10 protein-coding genes are annotated in these 21353 nt (G+C 44.5%); 6 read left to right on the top strand and 4 right to left on the bottom strand.

Translation table 11 applies throughout. From position 1 onward, the window contains the following. Positions 1-21 precede the first annotated feature (21 nt). From Q0590_RS23635 to Q0590_RS23625, 3 genes are all read right to left on the bottom strand, one after another. The gene (locus Q0590_RS23635) at positions 22-1596 is read right to left on the bottom strand and encodes a RagB/SusD family nutrient uptake outer membrane protein (RefSeq protein ID WP_302040089.1); all 1575 of its coding nucleotides are present in this window, start codon (positions 1594-1596) and stop codon (positions 22-24) included. Positions 1597-1627: 31 nt separating this feature from the next. Further along, positions 1628-4687 (bottom strand): SusC/RagA family TonB-linked outer membrane protein, encoded by a 3060-nt coding sequence (locus tag Q0590_RS23630; protein ID WP_302040088.1) that lies wholly within the window; start codon positions 4685-4687, stop codon positions 1628-1630. A 332-nt stretch (positions 4688-5019) separates the two neighbouring features. Beyond that, entirely contained in the window at positions 5020-5895 is an 876-nt protein-coding gene (locus Q0590_RS23625) for an AraC family transcriptional regulator (protein ID WP_302040087.1), read from the bottom strand. Between the two features lie 104 nt (positions 5896-5999). Here Q0590_RS23625 and Q0590_RS23620 point away from each other — a divergent pair, with 104 nt between their 5' ends. From Q0590_RS23620 to Q0590_RS23610, 3 genes are all read left to right on the top strand, one after another. Continuing rightward, on the top strand, positions 6000-7349 hold the full coding sequence (locus Q0590_RS23620; protein WP_302040086.1) for a sugar porter family MFS transporter: 1350 nt from the start codon (positions 6000-6002) through the stop codon (positions 7347-7349). A 62-nt stretch (positions 7350-7411) separates the two neighbouring features. Further along, positions 7412-10768 (top strand): DUF5107 domain-containing protein, encoded by a 3357-nt coding sequence (locus Q0590_RS23615; RefSeq protein WP_302040085.1) that lies wholly within the window; start codon positions 7412-7414, stop codon positions 10766-10768. Positions 10769-10849: 81 nt separating this feature from the next. Then, positions 10850-13714, top strand: coding sequence for a DUF8487 domain-containing protein (locus Q0590_RS23610; protein ID WP_302040084.1), 2865 nt, complete (start codon positions 10850-10852; stop codon positions 13712-13714). Positions 13715-13779: 65 nt separating this feature from the next. Here Q0590_RS23610 and Q0590_RS23605 read toward each other — a convergent pair whose 3' ends face one another. Next, positions 13780-14616 carry a carbohydrate-binding family 9-like protein gene (locus Q0590_RS23605; protein ID WP_302040083.1) on the bottom strand — a complete coding sequence of 279 codons (837 nt, stop codon included), beginning with the start codon at positions 14614-14616 and terminating at the stop codon, positions 13780-13782. Between the two features lie 757 nt (positions 14617-15373). On the opposite strand from Q0590_RS23605, the gene Q0590_RS23600 reads away from it, so the two are divergent. The 3 genes from Q0590_RS23600 to Q0590_RS23590 all read left to right on the top strand — a co-directional run bounded on the left by Q0590_RS23600 (position 15374) and on the right by Q0590_RS23590 (position 21349). Next, complete coding sequence (locus tag Q0590_RS23600) at positions 15374-18127, top strand: DUF1553 domain-containing protein (protein WP_302040082.1); 2754 nt, start codon at positions 15374-15376, stop codon at positions 18125-18127. 148 nt (positions 18128-18275) lie between these two features. Next, complete coding sequence (locus Q0590_RS23595) at positions 18276-19775, top strand: DUF1501 domain-containing protein (RefSeq protein WP_302040081.1); 1500 nt, start codon at positions 18276-18278, stop codon at positions 19773-19775. Positions 19776-19900: 125 nt separating this feature from the next. Next, positions 19901-21349, top strand: coding sequence for a c-type cytochrome domain-containing protein (locus Q0590_RS23590; protein WP_302040080.1), 1449 nt, complete (start codon positions 19901-19903; stop codon positions 21347-21349). Positions 21350-21353 lie beyond the last annotated feature (4 nt).

Here is a 21353-nt window from a genome sequence, read left to right as displayed (position 1 = left end):
TTTTTTTACCAGTTATTAAGTTTACTGCCATTCGGGGTTTTGCTGCACATTGGGATTACCCTGCGTTTCCTTGAGCGGAATGGGTAATACGTAGTCTTGTTTTTTTGGAGCACGTCCCACATTGTATTTGGCAGAAAAATGCCTGATCTGATCACCCAGGTAGTCTGGTTGCCCGCCGAATGTACTTTTGCGCCGCAACTCAGGGTACATCACTTGTTCGAAAACAAATTCCTGCATCCGCTCTTTAATAATGGCATCCCGTAGGGTTTGCTGGTTGAGGCCGCTTAATGGAGAAAGACCGGCACGTGCCCTTACCATATTAATGCCCATATATGCATCACCCTGGCCGCTTTCGTTGCTGGCTTCCGAATGTCCAAGCAACACATCGGCTAACCGGATGTAGATAGTGTTTCGTTCTGTGTTCGTCCAGTTGGTGCCAAGTTCTACTAGCTTACCTGACCAGGCTTTGCCGAAAATTAACTGTGAAGGATCATTGGGATTAGCATCAGTCCGCACAACACCGCCAAACCTGGATAAGTTATAATCGGCATTCGGGCTCCAGCGTACAATGGGATACTCTCCGTTCACTTTGCCCAAACGCCCGGTCGGATACTCTTCAAGGAAGGTGGCATCAATCCGCTTGTCGTTATTGTCGTAAGAGGCACGGAAATCCTGTGTAGCGCTCAGCCAGCTCCACCCGGCTCCACCTAATTCACTGGGGTAATCCTCAGGATTGAAATGAGCAGAATGATTACTGTATTCACTTGCATTGGCAGTAGCGGAAATCTGCGCTTCAAAAATACGCTCCCCCTGATTTTCATGGGGCACATCAAAGTTATGGCCAAAATCTGTAAATAGTTGCAGGCCACTATTATTTACAATATCTTCCGCGGTGGCTTTTGCTTCGGTCCATTTCTGATCCCATAGCTGGGCCTTCATCAGAATTGCTTTTGCAGCCCATTTGGTAGCCCTTCCATTATCGGCACCACTATAAGCAGGAGGTAACACTTCGGCAGCCGCAGTGGCATCCGCATAGATCTGGTCAATGAGCGCCCGTTTGCCGCCATTATTAGAGGGAAAGTCGCTAATACCCTTCGTAGATTTCACAGTGAGTGGTGCGTTATCAAAATAACTGAGCAGACCATAATAATAGAATGCCCGCAGAAACTGTGCTTCAGCTTTTAGCCGGTTTACCAGTTGGGCATTGTCTGGATCATTCAAGGTTTCAGCTGTTTCAATAATTGCATTAGCCCGGTTAATTGACCGGTAACTCTGCCCCCAATAGAGCTCAATGTATTCATCTGCTGGGTTAATATTACCAAGGTTGTATTGCAAGGGACCTTTCTCCCACCCAACCTGGTAGCCTACCAAGCACTCAAATACATAACGGTTATAGAAATAGTTATTAAAGTCGATGCCCATCCCTAAATCGTCATATATGGCATTGACGCCTGTTTGTAACTCTTTTGCCGATTTATAGAATGTGCCAGGATTGATAAAATCTGGTTCTTCCTGTAGATCAGAGCAACCAAGTCCAAATATGGCAATGGGTATTGTTACCAGGTATTTGATTTTGGAAAAAATTATATTTTTCATAATAAGATGTCGGTTTTAAGAATCAATAAAATTATAAGCCAAGATTTACCCCTAAGGTATACATGCGTGCCCGTGGGTAAGCATCATAATCATCTCCCCGGTTAAGATTGTTCTGTCCCTGGTTATTTACTTCCGGATCAAAACCTTTATACTTAGTTATAAGAAATAAATTCTGACCGCTCACATACACCCGCGCATTCCGGATATATTTGTTTTGCATAGGTATAGTATAGCCTAGAGCCAGGTTTTGAAGCCGGATAAATGAGCCATCCTGAATGAAATATGATGAGCGGCGGAAGGATATAAAATCCCGGCGACCATCAATAACCGGACGGCTCGCATTGGGGTTATCCGGGCGCCAAGAGTCCTGCAATATGGTAGATATCTGATTTATTTTTTGTACCCCATCCCCCATCTCTGACTGTTGCAGGTTACGCACATCGTTGCCATGTACCCCACGGAAGAATATAGCTAAATCGAAATTCTTAAACTTGGCATTGGAGTTTAAGCCCCAGGTAAATTTGGGGTTGGGATCTCCTATTTTTACAAAATCAGCAGCAGTATATGCACCATCTCCATTTACGTCTTCGTATTTTGGATAGCCGGCAAGAGCTGAGTAGCTTTTACCTTCATCATCCGTCTGGAACAAACCTACGTATCGGTATCCTCTCCATACGCCAATCGGGTTACCTGCTTCTACCCAGCTACCAAATACCCCAAGGTGGCCACTGGTACTATTAGCAAAGAAAGGAGTACTCCTACCAAGATCTATAATCTCGTTCCGCAAAACAGATACGTTACCGCTAACATCCCAGGAAAAGGCATCTGAACTGGCAATTTTATAGGTAGAAGAAAACTCTACCCCTTTGTTTAACAGAGAGCCTGAATTAAGCATAATAGTATTAAATCCGGTACTCTGCGGGATTGACACATCCAGTAATAGGTCTGTGGTTTTATTCCGGAATACGTCTACTGTAAACGAAAGGCGATTCTTTAACAATTCCATATCTAAACCTATGTTCAGCATAGAGGTTGTTTCCCACTTCAGGTCAGGATTGGCAATTCTATTAGGCGCATACCCGGCCACTAGTGTTCCATCAAACACATAATTATAGGGTACCAGGCCCGACACAGAGCGGTATACCGGAATCTGGGAGTTACCTGTAAGACCGTAGCTGCCGCGGAATTTGAATTCATTAAAAACAGTGCTCATAAATGAGTTTTTGAAGAATTCTTCATTACCTACCCGCCAGCCCAGCGCTGCAGACGGGAAAGTAGCCCATTTGTTGTTGGGACCAAACTTTGATGAACCATCCCGACGCACGGTTATAGTCATCAGGTACCTATCCTTCAGGTTATAATTAATACGGCCAAGCAGCGATTGCAGTTCCCAGTCAGTGCGGCCTGAAACTGGTATTTGCGGCTTACTACCATTCTGCATATTCACTGAAGAAACATCATCAGATGGAAGCCCCCTGGTAGTATTTGCCTCAAACAGGTTGCGTTCTTGCTGATAGGTATAGCCCAACGTTACATCAAGGGTATGCCCTGGCAGAATCTCCCGGTTATAAGTTACTATGTTTTCATTGAGCAGGTTAGTGACATTTCTGTTGGCCTTCTCCAGCTGCCGGTCATACTGACGGCCGGTAAACGTGAAGCTATTGTAGAAGGTATTCCGGCTGGCACTCACCACATCAGCTCCAAGACTTGTCCTAAAATTCAGTCCCTCCAGAATATGAAATGTTATAGCTGAAGTACCAAAGAGACGATTGGCATTGTCCCTGTCGTATCCCTGGAGTGCTTCAGCCAGGGGATTTATAGTAAATCGCTGATCGTAACTGGGGTAATTATATTGGCCGCTCTGGTTGTATACCGGAATGGTGGGGTCCAGGCCCAGAGCTGTGATAATGATACCTCCCGGTCCGCCACGGTCTGTAGGTACATTGCTGCTCCCCGTCCGGTTGTAAGACCAACTGTTGCTAAGGGTTGCTTTGCCGTTTAGAAAGTCATTATCAAGATTCATACGGAATCCATAGCGCCTGAAAAAAGTATTCTGGATAATGCCTTTATTATCGAGGTAATTACCCACAAAGGCATAGCGCATGCTTTTGGTGCCACCGGTAAAGGAAAGCTGGTGGTTAGACAGCCTCCCACTTTGTGAGACAACATCCATCCAGTTAGTACCCGCGCCTATTTGACTAATCTGCGCATCTGTATAACGAGGGCTACCACCCTGGCTTTGTTCCAGCAAATTAATATAACGGGCATATTCGGCACCATTGAGTACATCAATATTGCGGGCAATATTCTGCACTGAGTATGAACCCTCATAATCAACGCTGCTTTGCCCTTCTTTACCACGCTTAGTAGTAATCAGTACCACCCCATTAGCTCCCCTGGAACCATAAATAGAAGTAGCGGAGGCATCTTTGAGAATTTCAATGGATTCAATTTCATTGGGGTTAATAGTAGCCATCGCATTGGTAGAGCGGCGGTTGCCACTTGTTCCGATGGCATCATTATCAGGATACATTGGAAATCCATCAATCACGTACAAAGGTTCGCTGCCGCTGTTGATGGAATTGGCTCCCCGTACCCGGATGGAAATACCACCACCTGGTGCCGCAGAGGTTTGCGTTACCTGTACCCCAGGAGCCCGCGACTGTATAGCTTGGTCTACTGATACTACGGGCATTTCTTTGATAGCTTCTGATCGGATAGAAGAAACAGAACCGGTTAAATCACTCTTTTTAACGGTTCCATATCCTACGACTACCACTTCTTGCAGGCTACGTACATCAGGATTTAGCTTAACTGAGAATGTAGTACGGTTGCCAACAGTGATTTCCTGGGTTTCATACCCTAAATAACTAAATACCAACACATCTTCATTAGCAGCATTAATGCTGAAGCTACCCTGTGGGTCGGTAATAGTGCCGCGGGTAGTGCCCTTTATCAAAATAGAAGCACCGGGAATTCCTTCATTTTTCTCGTCAGCCACCCGCCCGGTAAGGGGTGTTTGTGCGAAGGCCGTAAACCCGACAAAAACCACTAGACAGACTGTAAACAGATACCGTAAATAATAGTGCATAAAGGTTAGGGGTTAAAAGATTAAATTAAAAGAGAATAGAAACAATTAATGTATTTAGAAAATACAATCAATTATTTAAAAGTTTACAAACAAAGTTGAAGGCATTTAGGCAGTAAATCAATAGAGAGAATTCTGTTAATGATGGATGATTTTATGGTGATTATTTAATAATAATCTGGACAAAAATAATAATCAAAAACATAAGCAATAAATGCGGGTATGAATTCTATAAAAGGATAGTGCTCTGGATCAAGCTGATAGCGAAACGGTACATAGTCTGCTTTACATAACACTAACAAGATTCAGGCTAAAATCCATCTACAGAAGAGCTATTATGCCTTTTCAGTGGTCCGGAATTGCTGGGGAGAAAGACCAATAAACTGGCTGAACACCCGGGAAAAATGATACGGATCATCAAAACCGATCTGGTGGGCGATTTCTTTCACTCTCAGGTTCGTATTCTCCAGCAACTGGCAAGACCACTGGATCTTGAGGAACATAAAGAAATTAACAGGAGAATTTTGTGTTTTTTGGCGAAATATGGCTGAATAATGTGATGCAGAAAGGCCAACCTGCTCGGCAAGCTGCTGCAAGGTAAATTTCTGATCCAGATGCCCTTTCATAAATTCAATCGACTGCTGCACTACATCGCCCTGTTCTTCCCTAATGGCATGTTTATATACAGACTCCCGGAATGACACTAGAAAAGGATACAGGCAATTGTTGGCATAGATAATATTATCCAGATTGAAGGACATAATCAGGTGAGAATAAATATCCTCAAACAAGCGGAACCGTTCCTCATTGGGCACCACGGTTAAAGGAGAATAGTTATCATTATTATATAGATACTCTAAAAAACTACTGGCATGCCACCCGGTAAAATGTAGCCAGTAAATGGTCCAGGGATTCTGGTTAAAGCTTCCGTATTTGTGGCTTAAGTGGGCTGGTAAAATAAATAGTTGGTTCGGTTTGACACTATATTTCTGGTCTTGCACCTGGTACCAGCCTTCTCCCTGTATGCAATAGATCAGTACATGTTGCCTGCTTCCTTTCCGGCGCTCACGGTTATGAAACCGGGCTTTGGGATAATAGCCAATATCAGTGATGAGCAAACCTTGGCAAAGAGGATGCTTCTCTACTTCCTGTAACAAGGGTTCAGGAAGGATATACGAACGCTGTCCTTCAAAACCTTCTTTTTTACGCATGGCTAAGCAGAATAATTTTATCCATCATTTTCATGAGAAATACTATTTAAACTTACGTCATAGCTTAGCATTTTTGCAAGAAATAATTGAAAAATAATTAGCAAATGAAAAGCCTTGCTCAGTCATTTAATAGTGCCTATATCATTCGCATATCCTTTATTTCGGCTCTGGGCGGTTATTTGTTCGGATTCGATTTTGCAGTAATTGCAGGGGCACTGCCTTTTTTACGGGCTGAATTCAGTTTAAATGCCTGGTGGGAAGGCTTTCTGACAGGCACTCTGGCATTGGGTTGCATGGTAGGATGTCTGGTAGCTGGTTCGTTAGCTGATCGACTAGGCCGCCGTCCGGGACTCATGATGGCTGCCGGCATCTTTGCACTGTCTTCGCTTGGCATGGCACTCGCCCCAGGATTATCCATTTTTTCGCTCATGCGCTTTATTGCCGGCATTGGGGTAGGGATGGCTTCCATGCTGTCGCCCATGTATATTGCAGAAATTTCTCCTTCTTCCATCCGTGGCCGCAATGTAGCCATCAATCAGCTTACCATTGTAACTGGTATTCTGGTGACCAACCTGGTGAATTATTTTCTGGCTGATAGTGGTCCGGATGCCTGGCGATGGATGTTCGGACTTGGTGCCTTGCCATCTGTGTTGTTTCTCATTGGGGTACTATGGTTGCCAGAAAGCCCACGGTGGCTTGTAAAAGCAGGCCATCCAGACCGTGCACAGGCAGTACTGTCCAAAATCGGAAACAGAAGATTTGTAGAAGATACGTTTGAAGATATTAAAGTTTCTCTGACTGGAATGCGTACAAAGCAATCTTACCGGGATGTATTTCACAAAAGTGTACGGCCTGCCGTTCAGGTAGGAATTATCCTGGCTATTTTTCAGCAGTTATGCGGCATCAACGTGGTATTTAATTATACCTCCACCATCTTTGAATCTGTGGGTGCCTCACTGAATCAGCAGCTATTTGAAACAGTAGCCATTGGTACAGTAAATCTGCTTTTTACGCTTGTGGCCATGTGGCAGGTAGATAAACTCGGCCGCCGCCCACTGATGCGGTTTGGTGCCTTAGGCTTGGCAGTATTGTATGTGGTGCTGGCAACCCTGCTTCAGCGGCAGGCGGCTCCCGGCCTGGTTTCTTTGGCTGTCTTAGCTGCTATCAGTACCTATTCAATGACTTTAGCTCCGGTTACCTGGGTAATTATCTCCGAAATATTCCCGAATAAAATCAGGGGGCTTGCTTCTTCAGTTGCCATAGTAGCCTTATGGGGGGCCTATTTTGTACTGGTGTTTACCTTTCCCATCCTGGCTGAAAAACTGGGTACCTACGGACCATTCTGGCTATATGCGGGTATTTGCTTGCTAGGATTTCTATATATATCAGCAAAAGTGCGGGAGACGAAAGGCAAATCATTAGAAGAGCTGGAAGGTGTATTTACCCCACATTAATTGCAGGCATATGGATCAGGCCTTCATCTATAATTCAAGTGTAATTTAGTCATCATTTGCCCATGTTGAACAAGAGCCTTTCAGAAGTAAAATCTTGGGAAGAAACAGTGATCATTCCCACATATAAAGTTGGTATACCTGATAAAAATCCGATGTTCTTAGAGAAGCGGGTGTATCAGGGCAGTAGTGGGGTTGTCTATCCGCATCCTGTGATTGACAAGGTGTACGATGAAAAAGAAGACAAGTCTTATAAAGCATTGTTTCTCGAAAACGAATACCTCAAAATCATGATCTTGCCAGAACTGGGAGGACGGATTCAGATGGCCTATGACAAAACCAATGACTACCACTTTGTATACTATAACCGGGTAATTAAGCCTGCTCTGGTAGGACTGGCCGGACCATGGATTTCGGGCGGCATTGAATTTAACTGGCCGCAGCATCACCGCCCCAGCACCTTCGATCCGGTAGATTACAGTATCGAAGAAAATCCGGATGGCAGCAAAACGGTATGGGTGAGCGAAATTGAAAAAATGTTCGGTACTAAAGGAATGGCTGGTTTTACTTTGTACCCAGATAAAGCTTACCTGGAAATTACTGGAAAACTTTATAACCGGACTACACTCCCGCAAACGTTTTTGTGGTGGGCCAATCCGGCGGTGCATGTAGATGAACACTACCAGTCGGTATTTCCTCCTGATGTACATGCGGTCTATGATCACGGGAAGCGGGACGTGTCTTCTTTCCCTATTGCTACGGGGACCTATTACAAGGTAGACTACTCTCCAGGAACGGATATTTCCCGCTACCAGAACATTCTGGTACCTACTTCCTATATGGCTGTGAATTCAGCCTTTGATTTCGTAGGTGGCTACCATCACAGCAAAAAGGCAGGTTTGCTGCACGTAGCTAACCACCATATTTCCCCAGGTAAAAAACAGTGGACCTGGGGTTGTGGAGAATTCGGGCAAGCCTGGGACCGCCAGCTTACCGACGAAGATGGACCCTACTTTGAGCTGATGGTGGGCGTTTTCACGGATAATCAGCCCGACTTCAGCTGGATTATGCCTAATGAGGAAAGGCAGTTTACGCAGTTTTTCATGCCCTACAAAAATATTGGATATGTGAAGAATGCCACCACCGAAGCAGCCGTAAACCTCGAAATAGAAGGTAACCAAGCTATCGTACAGGTATACCTTACCTCCCCACAGATGGGGATAGTTGTGCAGTTTTTAAATGGAGAAGAAGTGTTATTGCAGGATACAGTTGATCTTTCTCCAACTCAGACGTACAAAAAAAGTGTACCCTTGCCCGATGGAATAAAACCGGAGCAGTTACAAATTTCTGTAACTAACAGTTCAGGCCGGGAACTTGTAAGTTATATTCCTGTAATCCCTAAGGACGAAGCCATTCCGGAACCGGCAATACCTATTGGCGAACCAAAAGACATTGCTACCAATGAAGCCCTATATCTAGCGGGATTGCACCTGGAACAGTATCGCCATGCCTCCTATTCGCCTGTAGCGTACTATGAAGAAGCCCTTCGCCGAGACCCGGCTGATGTACGAAGTAACAATGCCTTAGGCCGTTGCTATCTACGACGAGGCCAGTTTGCGAAAGCAGAACCTTTCTTCCGGAAAGCCATTGACACAATGACCCGGCATAACCCCAATCCCTATGATGGCGAACCTCTATACAACCTGGGATTGTCGCTGCTATATCAGAAAAAATGGGATGAAGCCTATACAGCTTTCTACAAAGCTACCTGGAATGCTGCCTGGCAGGACAATGCCTACCTGCAACTGGCCCGGATAGATATGCAAAGAGGCAATTTTACCCAAGCTCTCCAATCGGCTACACATTCTGTAATACGGAATTACCATGGCTTTAAAGCCCGTCACCTAAAGACTGTTGCCTTGCGGAAATTAGGCCGGCCACAGGAAGCAGAAACTTTTGTACGGGAAACATTAGCCATTGATTCTTTTGATTTTGCCTCCGGTAATGAGTTATACCTGATTTTGGAAGCAAAAGGTGAAACCGGGGCAGCCGCAGATGCCTTGCATAAACTTCTTCATCAGATGCGGAATAATAGCCACAGTTACATCCAGGTTGCGCTTGATTATGCCCAGGCCGGTTTGTATGCCGAAGCTATTGAACTAATCGAACGAATCACCGCTACGGATACACATCCGCTGACTTTCTACTATCTTGCTTATTTCTACGGTCTGTCTGGTCAATCTCAAAAGGCACGCAAATTAGCTGCAAAGGGCTTTGCCTGTAGTCCTGACAGGGTATTTCCCAATCACCTGGAAGACATTGCTGTGCTGCGCAAAGCAGCCGAACTCAATCCACAGGATTACAAAGCATGGTATTGCCTGGGCAACCTCTGGTACGACAAGCGGCAATACCAAGAAGCAATAGCTGCCTGGGAAAAGTCCAGAGAGATTTTTGATGAATTTCCAACCGTGCACAGGAATCTGGGTATTGCCTACTTTAACCGTCTGGCACAAGTACATAAAGCCCTGGACTCCTTCGAAAAAGCTTTCTCATTGGACCGGAGCGACTCCCGTATTTTGTTTGAACTAGACCAGTTACATAAACGATTAAACCGTCCGGTAGAAACACGGTTTGCCTTCCTGAATAGCTATCCCGAGCTAATACAAGACCGGGACGATCTTTTTATTGAGTATGTGACCCTGCATAATCTGACAGGTAAGCATACGGAAGCTGCCAAATTATTAGCTTCACGTACCTTCCACCCCTGGGAAGGCGGCGAAGGAAAGGTGTCGGGACAGTACATTCAGGTACATGTGGAATTAGCCAAACAGGCGATTACGGAAGATCAGTATCAGCAGGCAATCACCCTACTCCAAAAGGCAGAAGTCTATCCAACTAATTTGGGAGAAGGCAAGCTGTACGGTGCGCAGGAAAATGACATCCATTACTGGTTAGGGTGTGCATATGAGGGATTGGGCAACCAGGAAAAAGCTATGTTCTACTGGGAGAAAGCAGCAGTAGGCATTTCTGAACCTGCGCCTGCCATTTTTTACAACGATCAATCGCCTGATAAGATATTTTACCAGGGGCAGGCACTCCTTAAACTAGGCCATGTTCAGGAGGCTAAGAAACGCTTCCAAAACCTGATTTCCTATGGCATTACACATATGGATGACCAGGTAAAAATTGATTTCTTTGCAGTGTCTTTGCCCGACCTGATGATATTCGACGATGACTTGACCAAGCGTAACCAGATTCATTGCCACTACCTGATTGGCCTGGGGAAACTTGGAGAAGGCCAAATTCAGGAAGCAAAAGCCCATTTAGATCAGGTGCTCGCTATGGATACAGCGCACCAGGGAGCAATTGTGCACAGGCAACTGCTGCAAAATTTTATTGATAAACAGTACAGCCTACGTTAACACAACACTGCCTTTTACAATGCTGGTCGTAGCTGAATCGCATATAAATATTTTTATAAGCCGCTTATTAACTCCTTTATCATGAGAAAAACACCCAAAAATTATAGACTGAACATCGTCTTCTGGATTTGTCAGCTTTGCATTTTATCTTTTGTTTCTGCGTATGCTCAAAACAATGAGAAAATAGACCTTTCGGGAGAGTGGGCTTTTGGCATAGATCCGCAGGATGAAGGTGTACAGGGAGAATGGTTTACAAAAAAACTAAAAGACAATATACGACTTCCCGGCTCCATGGCTTCTAATGACAAAGGGTATGATATTAGTTTAGAAACGCCCTGGACTGGCAGCATTTTCGATTCGGCTTATTTTAAAAACCCAGAATACGCAAAATACCGGCAACCAGGTAATATTAAAGTGCCCTTCTGGTTGCAACCTGTGAAGTATTACAAAGGCCCCGCCTGGTACCAGAAAACCGTCACCATTCCCAACACCTGGAAAGGAAAAGGCATTGAGCTCTTTATTGAACGTAGTCACTGGGAAACTACCCTTTGGGTGGACAATAAACCTATAGGTATGCAAAACAGCTTAGGCACACCGCACATATTTGACCTAACTGAATCATTAGCACCCGGAACCCACCAACTCACCATTCGCATTGATAACCGGGTAAAAGAGTTCAATGTAGGACAAAACTCACATAGCATATCCGATCATACGCAAAGTAACTGGAATGGCATGGTAGGGCAACTATTCCTGGCTACCCGTCCGGTTGTTTCGATTCAAGAGGTACAAGTATATCCGGATCTCCAGAACAAGCAAATTACCGCCAAAGTAACGATTCGGCGACCTGCCGGTAAACCGGGAAAAGCTAGTATTGAATTGCTAGCTACCTCCACTAATCCGCAAGCCGAAAAATTAACTCCACTGCGTAAAGAAGTAAATTTAACCGGAGATAGTACGGTACTTGAATTGGTTTATCCCATGGGAGCAGCACCCTTGCTTTGGGATGAATTTAAGCCCAACCTCTATTCATTACAAGTTAAACTCACAACTGGCAAAGGAATAGTACATGAGAAAGAAACATCTTTTGGGATGCGTGAGTTTGCAACAACAGGCACCCAGTTTACCATTAATGGTCGTCCTACCTTTTTGCGTGGCACTTTGGAATGCGCTATTTTTCCAAAAACTGGTTATCCGCCTACAGACGTAGCATCCTGGACACGCATATTTGAAGTGTGTAAATCCTATGGATTGAATCACATGCGTTTTCACTCCTGGTGTCCACCCAAAGCAGCTTTTGAAGCCGCCGACCAGGCAGGATTTTACCTACAACTGGAAAGTAGTTCCTGGGCAAACCAAGGGGCTACCATTGGCGATGGAAGTCCATTAGATCAGTACATTTACGCTGAAAGCGAACGCATGGTAAAGGCATATGGTAATCATCCTTCTTTTTGTATGCTGACCTACGGAAATGAGCCTGCCGGCAAAAACCACGTAAAATACCTAACCAATTTTGTAAAACAATGGCAGGAGAAAGACCCGCGTCTGCTGTATACAACAGCTGCCGGATGGCCGGTCACTTCTGAGAGTGACTATAACAGCACGCCAGATCCGCGGATTCAAGCGTGGGGAGCCGGACTAAAAAGCATTATTAACAGCCAGCCGCCGAGTAGCAATTACGACTGGTCTGATACCATAGCCAAGTGGCAGCACCCTACGGTAAGCCATGAAATTGGTCAGTGGTGCGTGTATCCCGATTTTAAAGAAATCGCCAAGTACAATGGGGTACTTAAAGCCAAGAATTTTGAAATATTCCAGGAAAAATTACGGGATCATGGTATGGCCAGCCTAGCAGATAGTTTTTTGCTGGCTTCGGGCAAGTTGCAGGCGCTGTGTTATAAGGCAGATATTGAAGCGGCTCTGCGCACGCCTGGCTTCGGCGGATTCCAGCTGTTGGATTTACATGATTTTCCAGGACAGGGCACAGCACTGGTAGGTGTACTCAATCCTTTCTGGGAAGACAAAGGTTATATCACTGGCAAGGAATACAGCCGCTTCTGTAATACAACAGTTCCATTGGCCCGACTTCCCAAAATGATATACCTGAATAATGAAGAACTACGTATACCTGTGGAAGTAGCTCATTTTGGGGAAAGCGAACTACAGGAAGTAATTCCATCTTGGACCCTATCTGATGCCACCGGAAAAACAGTATTGGGCGGACAGCTTGCCAAGACGAATATTGCGCTTGGAAATGCCATTAAGCTAGGAGAGATCAAGCAGTCCCTCACGTCAATCATTCAACCTGGTAAGCTGGTGCTGACAGTAGCCATTGGCAACTACCAAAATACCTGGGATCTTTTTGTCTATCCCTCCACCCTTCCCACCGGCAATGACAATATTCTAATTACCCAGCAATTGGATGAAAGAGCGCTTAAAGTACTCCGCAAGGGTGGCAATGTGTTGCTTACGCCAAAAAAAGGATCCATTAAGCCAGATAAAGGAGGAGATGTAAAAATCGGATTCTCCAGCATCTTCTGGAACACCGCCTGGACAAATGGCCAGGCACCAAATACTCTAGGTATTCTTTGCGACCCCAGTCACCCAGCCCTGCAAGCTTTTCCAACAGAATATCATAGTAACTGGCAATGGTGGGATGCCATGAGTCATTCGAGTGCCATCCGCCTGGATGCTGTAGCTCCCGATCTGAAGCCGATTGTCCGGGTGATTGACGATTGGGTAACGGCCCAGCCGCTCGGTCTGCTTTTTGAATGCATGGTAGGAAAAGGAAAACTCCTCGTGTCGGGTATCGACCTACTTGCTGACCAGGATAAACGACCGGAAGCCAGGCAATTGCTTTATAGCCTGCGCCACTACATGACAAGTAATGCATGCCAGCCGGCTATTCAGGTAGAGGTAGAAAAGATAAAGGGACTGATGAATTAAACATCTGAACATTAGACAAAGTATAAACGGAAAGCCTTGAATCTATAGATTCAAGGCTTTCCGTTTTAAATAATCTTATCCGAGAAATGAATATAGGTAAAGCATTCAGGCAAGTGGGTATCATATACGCCGTGTCTGTTCCAGGCCCATGCCGGATGAGGGTTTACTTCCTGTCCGCTGGGGGTGAGTTTCTGGAATCTGCCCAGAAAAAGCCGCCAGGTATCTCCATCTTTGGGGGGTAAAGACCGGCCATTGGCTAAAGATTTCATCCCCGCCCAGGGAAACGCCAGTTCTACTGTCCAGCCTTTGTCTATATCAGTGTTATCATTAATCGTACCTTGCACCCGTACGGCAGATTGCATACCAGGAAAATCCCAGTTAATAAAAGCCCACCTGGTTTTGCGGGGATGGCGGCCATGCCAGAAGGAATCGGCCATGCGGTCTTCATTTCCGCCAAAGGATAAGGCTTTCTGATCAATTAAGTCGAACTCCGGCACATCGAACTTCGAACCTTTTTTGTAGGCATCCCGCCAGATGAAAAACACTTCATAAACTGTTCCTAAAGCATTGATTTCAAACTCATAATATGCATCGTCACCATCTATAAACACTTCAATGTCATTCTCATTAAAGATCAAAGAATCCCGCTCGGTGAGGTGCGCCTGTACAAAAGGTTCTTCCACCCAAAAAGCTATATACAAGTTTTGATCATCCCACAGCACTGCAGACCTAGTATCAAAAAAGCCGGGTTCTCCTGTTACCATATCTACAAACCGGGGTGATTTCTGGGCTCTTTGCCAAACCGGTTTCTCCAGGTCGCCATTGATTTCTATAGATTTAGGGGTTCTGCAACTGGTATAATGAGCAATATGTTTTTCGGAACAGCCATATTTTTTATCCATGCATCAATATGTGTGATATTCTCAAAAAAACAAAACTAATGCGCTTATTAGACTGAAACAGCATTTTAATGAATGACAAATTTAGAGTTCTTTTTATAATCACAACCTGTACTTTTCTAATAGTTGGAGATTTATTCATGCTTTTTTAACTCATAATGAAGATGAGTTTTTCAGAAGCTAAAAGTCTTCCCAGGCTATAGGCTGATAAAACTATTATGTTTTTATTGTCAAGTTAAATCAGTATTCAAGTGTACAAAAAAAGAAATATTTTACTTTTGTCAAGCTATATCTGTTATTGAAATTTCATTTTTTATCAATCTAAAATCGTCATTTTTTTTCCGGACGAGTCCCCCTGGAATCTCTACGAAAAATTATTAAAAGAGAGGGTAGCACAAGATGGCTCACCGGCCTACCTTCCCCTAAAATAGTTAGCAACTTAAAGAAAACAGAAGAAATTAGAGACTGTATGAAAATTAAATTTCAATAACAAGTTAAGTTTCTATTCTTGCCTGAATTTCAAAGAAACCTATTTCTAATGAGGCTGTCCTCTGAGCATGATTAGTAATTGGATAATAAAAACATCCATCATTACCCCATTTATCTCTATTGTTTAACCTCACATAAGGAGGTAATATTGTATAATAATTATAATGATTATAATCATTATGTTACCTTTATAGACTCCCAGCCTTTAAATTAATAAGTTTTGGGTAAGGTGTGCAGCACAATTGTTAAGTAACTTCTAATTTTATATATAATGCTCGGTAAATATTTTTATACATCTTTATCGATCCTCTTAATAGCCGTTACAGCTTACCTTAGCTGTACCAGGCAACCTTCAGACTCCATAGATTTTAATGCTGACATCCGGCCAATTCTAAATACCAAATGTATTTCGTGCCATGGAGGTGTAAAGGAAAGCGCCGGCTTTAGTCTGTTTTCCAGGGAGGATGCCTTACGCAAAACAGATTCAGGAAAGCCAGCTATTATTCCCGGAGACCCTGACAACAGTGAATTCATGCGCCGCCTTACTTCCCAGGATACTGAAGAACGGATGCCCTATCACGCGCAACCTTTATCTACTGAGGAAATAGCCAAGCTTAAAGAATGGATAAAACAAGGGGCACATTGGTCCAAACACTGGGCATATATTGCACCGCAGAAGCCATCGGTACCTGCTGATACTTCGGGCAAGGCTATCAATCCAATAGACAATTTTATCTGGGCAAAGCTTCAACAACAGGGACTTACCCCAATGCCGGAAGCTTCAAAATCTGTTTTACTGCGCAGGCTAAGCCTTGATTTAACTGGGTTGCCTCCTACAGAAATAGAAGTGCAGGTTTTTACAAATGATACATCTTCCCAGGCTTACGAGAAACAAGTAGACCGTTTGCTGGCCTCTCCGCATTTTGGTGAACGGTGGGCTGCAATGTGGTTGGATATGGCCCGCTATTCTGACACGAAAGGCTATGAAAAAGACCAGTACAGAAATGTGTGGCGCTATCGTGATTATGTAATCAAATCTTTTAACGAAGACAAACCATTTAGTGAATTCACCATTGAACAACTGGCTGGTGATTTGTTGCCACAGCCAACCGAAGAACAACTTATTGCCACTACATACCATCGCAACACTGCTAATAATGATGAGGGTGGCACGGATGATGAAGAATTCCGTACGGCAGCGCTGCTGGACCGGGTAAGCAATACTTGGGAAGTATGGCAAGGCGTTACCATGAGTTGCGTACAATGCCACAGCCACCCTTATGATCCCATTAAACACGAGGAATTTTATCAGTCGATGGCATTTTTTGACAACACCCGGGATGAGGATGTTCCCAGTGAAGCTCCCACGCTAGTACATTTTGATCCGGCCGATGAGCTTAAAATAACTCAACTTAAAGATTGGGTAAAGCAGGCATTGCCCCCTACGCAGCAACAACAGGAACTAGACCGAATGGAAAGTCTGGTGCGGATTGGTGAACCGAAGATACATCCCCATACGTTTGACCAGCTTACAAATGCGGCTTTAATCGATGGGAAATATTTAGGTGGTGGCCATGATGGTTTTGCCCGTCTGAAAGGAATAGATTTAACTGGCAAAACAAACCTTATTCTAAATATATCGACTCGTAATGGTGGTACGCTCAAAATCCGGAAAGACCGATTAGATGGAGAAATACTGGCAGAATATAAAGTACCTCAATCAGTGAATGGGAAGCGGCAACCTGCACAACGGGAAATCATTTCAATTAAACAAACATCGGGTAAGCACGATTTATATTTTGTATTCCAGAACTCAAGCTTGAAAAACGCCCAGGATTATGTTTTCCAGATAGACTGGATTTTGTTTACTGACTTGCCTCAAACAATTGACAAAGCAGAGTACGCTAAAGCTAAAGAAACGCTGCTGCAGCTTTTGAATGCCAATGCCGAAAAAACGCCTGTTATGCAGGAGAACCCGGCAGAATTTAGGCGCCGTACCCATATGTTTGACCGGGGCAACTGGCTGACTAAAGGAAAAGAAGTACAGCCAGGAACACCGGAAATATTGCCATCATTTGACTCTTATCCTAAAAATCGTTTGGGCCTGGCGCAATGGCTGGTGAGCCCGGAAAACCCACTCACGGCACGTGTAACGGTAAACCGTTTTTGGGAGCAGCTTTTTGGATATGGCCTGGTAGAGAGTATGGAAGACTTCGGCTCGCAAGGGACCCAGCCTTCCCATCCCGAACTGCTAGATTGGCTGGCGATGAACTTTCAGCGCCAACAAGGCTGGCAAGTAAAAAAACTCCTTAAATTGATGGTTTTATCCCATACCTACCGCCAATCGTCTGTTACTTCTCCGGAGCTGATTGAGAAGGACCCGGCTAACCGACTGCTTGCCAGGGGGCCCCGTTTTCGTCTCACGGCGGAGCAAGTCCGGGATCAGGCATTATCTGTAGGCGGTTTGCTGAGCCAAAAGATGTATGGGAAGAGTGTCATGCCTATGCAACCCGAGGGAGTATGGAAGGTAGTATACAGCGATATGAAATGGGAAACCAGTCCTGGAGAAGATGCTTTCCGGCGGGCTATCTATACTTTCTGGCGTCGTTCAAGTCCGTATCCCTCCTTACTTACCTTCGATGCGGCTGGTCGCGAGATATGCGTTTCCAGACGTATCCGGACCAATACACCCTTGCAAGCCCTGGTTACCTTGAATGACACAGTATATTTGATGGCAGCCCGTGGTTTAGCTCAAAAAATGCAGATGGCTGAAGAAGTTCCTGAAAAACAGATTGCAGCAGGATACTATTCTGCTCTTTTCCGTCAGGTACCGGAAGCCAAACTAAAATTGCTGACTAAATTTTACCATGAGGCGGATACTTTTTACAAGCAAAATCCTCATCAGGTAGTTTCATTTTTGGGCAAAGAAACTTACTCAACCAATAGAAACCCACCCCAGCTGGCCGCTTTAACATTGGTAGCTAATGCGATTTTAAACCTGGATGAGTTTGTAATGAAAGAATGAGTTTCTGTAGAAATTTTCTACCAAATAGTAGGTAGTTGAACATCTGAAAGATTTATACCCCAAAGGCATTTGTTGACTAATTCCATTTTGTGGTCTCAAATACTTTCTGGCAATAAGGAATAATTAAAACAAAATTAATAGTTGCACCATGAATATTTTTGAAGAAGCACAGGTACGCAAGGCCGAATATCAGACACGCAGGCATTTTCTCTGGAAATGTATGACTGGATTAGGAGCAGCAGCTTTAACATCTTTGATTGGTTGTAACTGGCTAAAATCCGGTAATGATTCATCATCACCGACAGGTGGGCTGGTTCGTGACCTAAGCAAACCTTTTATGCCTTTAGAGCCGCATTTTCCAGCAAAAGCCAAGTCAGTTATTTTCCTGCATATGGCCGGTGCACCTTCCCAATTGGAACTGTTCGATTACAAACCTGTGCTACAAAAACTCAATGGCCTGGATTGCCCACCTTCGCTGTTGGAAGGTAAAAAGTTTGCCTTTATTAAAGGCGTACCCAAAATGCTTGGACCTCAGGCAAAATTTCAACAATTCGGACAATCTGGTGCCTGGGTGTCGCAACACTTACCTGAATTTAGTAAAATGGTTGACGAGGTTTCATTTCTCAAAGCTATGTATACCGACCAGTTTAATCACGCACCTGCCCAACTACTGATGCAAACTGGTAATGCCCGCCTTGGCAAGCCTAGTATAGGGGCTTGGGCCACCTATGGTCTGGGCTCAGAAAATGAAAATCTGCCAGGTTTTATCGTGTTGCTTTCCGGAGGCAAGGCTCCGGATGCCGGTAAAGCCGGTTATGGCAGCGGGTTTTTACCCACGGTTTATCAAGGAGTGGAATGTCGGCAGCATGGTGAACCAGTTTTATATGTGGGTGATCCTGCCGGAATGAGCCGTGATTTGCGTAAGAAATCAATAGAAACCATTAATGCAGTAAATCAATTGCATTACCAGGAAATGAAAGATCCCGAAACCATCTCCAGAATTTCGCAGTACGAAATGGCTTTTAACATGCAGGTTTCTGTACCAGAAGTAATGGATATTAATAAAGAGCCTGCGTACATTCATGATTTGTATGGCACTCAGCCAGGTAAAGCTTCTTTTGCCAATAATTGTCTGCTAGCCCGGCGGCTTGTGGAAAAAGGCGTGCGGTTTGTGCAACTATTTGACTGGGGCTGGGACTCCCACGGTAATGATCCCAATAATGCGCTGGATAAAGGATTCGGTAACTTGTGCCACACTATTGATAAGCCAGTAGCAGCTCTTCTACAGGACCTGAAAATGCGAGGATTATTGGACGAGACCTTAGTGGTATGGGGGGCAGAGTTTGGCCGTACACCCATGCAGGAGAATCGGGAGGGGAAAGAGATGGCCTTTAAAGGCCGGGACCATCATACGGATGCTTTTACAGTTTGGATGGCTGGTGGAGGTATCAAAGGTGGTTACACCCATGGCGAAACTGATGAGATTGGCTATTATGGCATTAGTGGGCGTACCAGCGTTTTTGATTTACAAGCCACCATCTTAAACCAATTAGGCATGGATCATGAGAGATTAACGTATGCTTTCCAAGGCCGCAACTTCCGCTTAACAGATGTACATGGTAAGGTTATTAAAGAAGTTATTGCCTAAGTAGACAAAAGTAGGAAAGTCATTAATTAGGTTTTCATCCGAACTGTAGTATAATTACTCAGTTGCCTCTGTAAAAATGATGCTTGTGTCATCAATTAGGATCTTTTAATTAATTTGCGTTTTTTATGTTTGATACTTCCGCCCCACCTGAAGTTGTGCTGTTTCTGGGACGTTTCCACCCCCTTCTTGTACACTTGCCTATAGGCTTTCTGCTTATCGCTTTTCTGCTTGAGCTGTTTTCCCGGCTGCCTCGCTTTGATGGCTACCGGCATGCTGGTGCATTTGTATTGTTTTTAGGAGCGTTGAGCTCTATACTAGCAGCCGGATTCGGGTATTTTCTATCCTTAGGCGGTGGTTACGATGAAGATCTCTTAGCTACACACCAGTGGATGGGAATAGGCATGACCGGCGCATCTGTTGTGGCTTTATTTTTAAAAACACGTCTATCTAAGCATACCACCCGTTTACAAGAACGGGTTTATGGACTGATGCTTACTCTCTCAGTGGTTTTGATGATGGGGGCAGGCCATTATGGCGGTTCTCTTACCCATGGAGCAGATTATCTAACCGCCTACTTTCCCACCTCTATGGAATCCTTTACGAGCGGATCGGCAAATAAAAAGAAGCAACCAAAGGTAATTACTAATCTGCCGGAAGCGGTGGTGTATACGGATATTATCCAGCCAATATTAGATAACCGCTGTATTAGTTGCCATAATCCGGCTAAAAAGAAAGGAGATTTACGGTTAAATGACTTTACTGGATTGATGGCCGGTGGCAAAGGTGGTTCTGTGGTAGAGGCCGGTCAGGTGGCCCAAAGTAAGCTTTACAAACGTTTGTTGCTGCCGCCGGAAGATAAACATGCTATGCCACCCAAAGGCAAAGATCCGCTCACCGATTCTGAGATGCAATTGATTGCCTGGTGGATAAATCAAGGAGGTGCAGCGGCAGATAAGAAGGTGAAAGAACTCACGCAGACCTCCACCATTAAAGCGGCATTGGCGAACCGAACAGCAGAAAGTAAATGGATTAATCCAGTGTTTGCTAAAAAGATAAATCCTGCTTCGAAAGAAGCCCTACAAGCGGCCGACCTCGCTGGCTTTTTAGTCTTACCATTGGCCAAAGATCAGCCTTTCCTGCAGGCGCAAAAAAAGGTGAATGCCCCAGCAATGAAGGATCTATCTGCATTAGCACCTTTGGCTGAACAATTAGTAAGCCTAGATCTGAATGGCACTTCCGTTTCTGATAGCATACTGGCAAGTATAAGCAGATTTGAAAATCTGACACGCCTGCATCTGGAGAACACCCAAATCACGGATGAAGGCATTAATCGCCTGCTGGATTTGTCTTTTCTTGAATACCTCAATCTATACGGCAATCCCGTTACGGATAAAGGGATTCTACTGCTAGCAAAGTTCCCACACTTACGCAAAGTATATCTATGGCAGACAGAAGTAACCCCTGATGGTGTAGCCGCCTTGCAACAAAAGCAGCAAAAGCTTCAAATTATCACAGGAATCCCTTTACAAACAAGTACTTCTTCCCAACAACTATCCGTAGCATCAACAAAATAAGAAA

Origin of the sequence: Rhodocytophaga aerolata (assembly GCF_030503435.1) — a bacterium.
Taxonomy (GTDB): domain Bacteria; phylum Bacteroidota; class Bacteroidia; order Cytophagales; family 172606-1; genus Rhodocytophaga; species Rhodocytophaga aerolata.
This window is presented reverse-complemented; position numbering and strand designations above follow the sequence as displayed.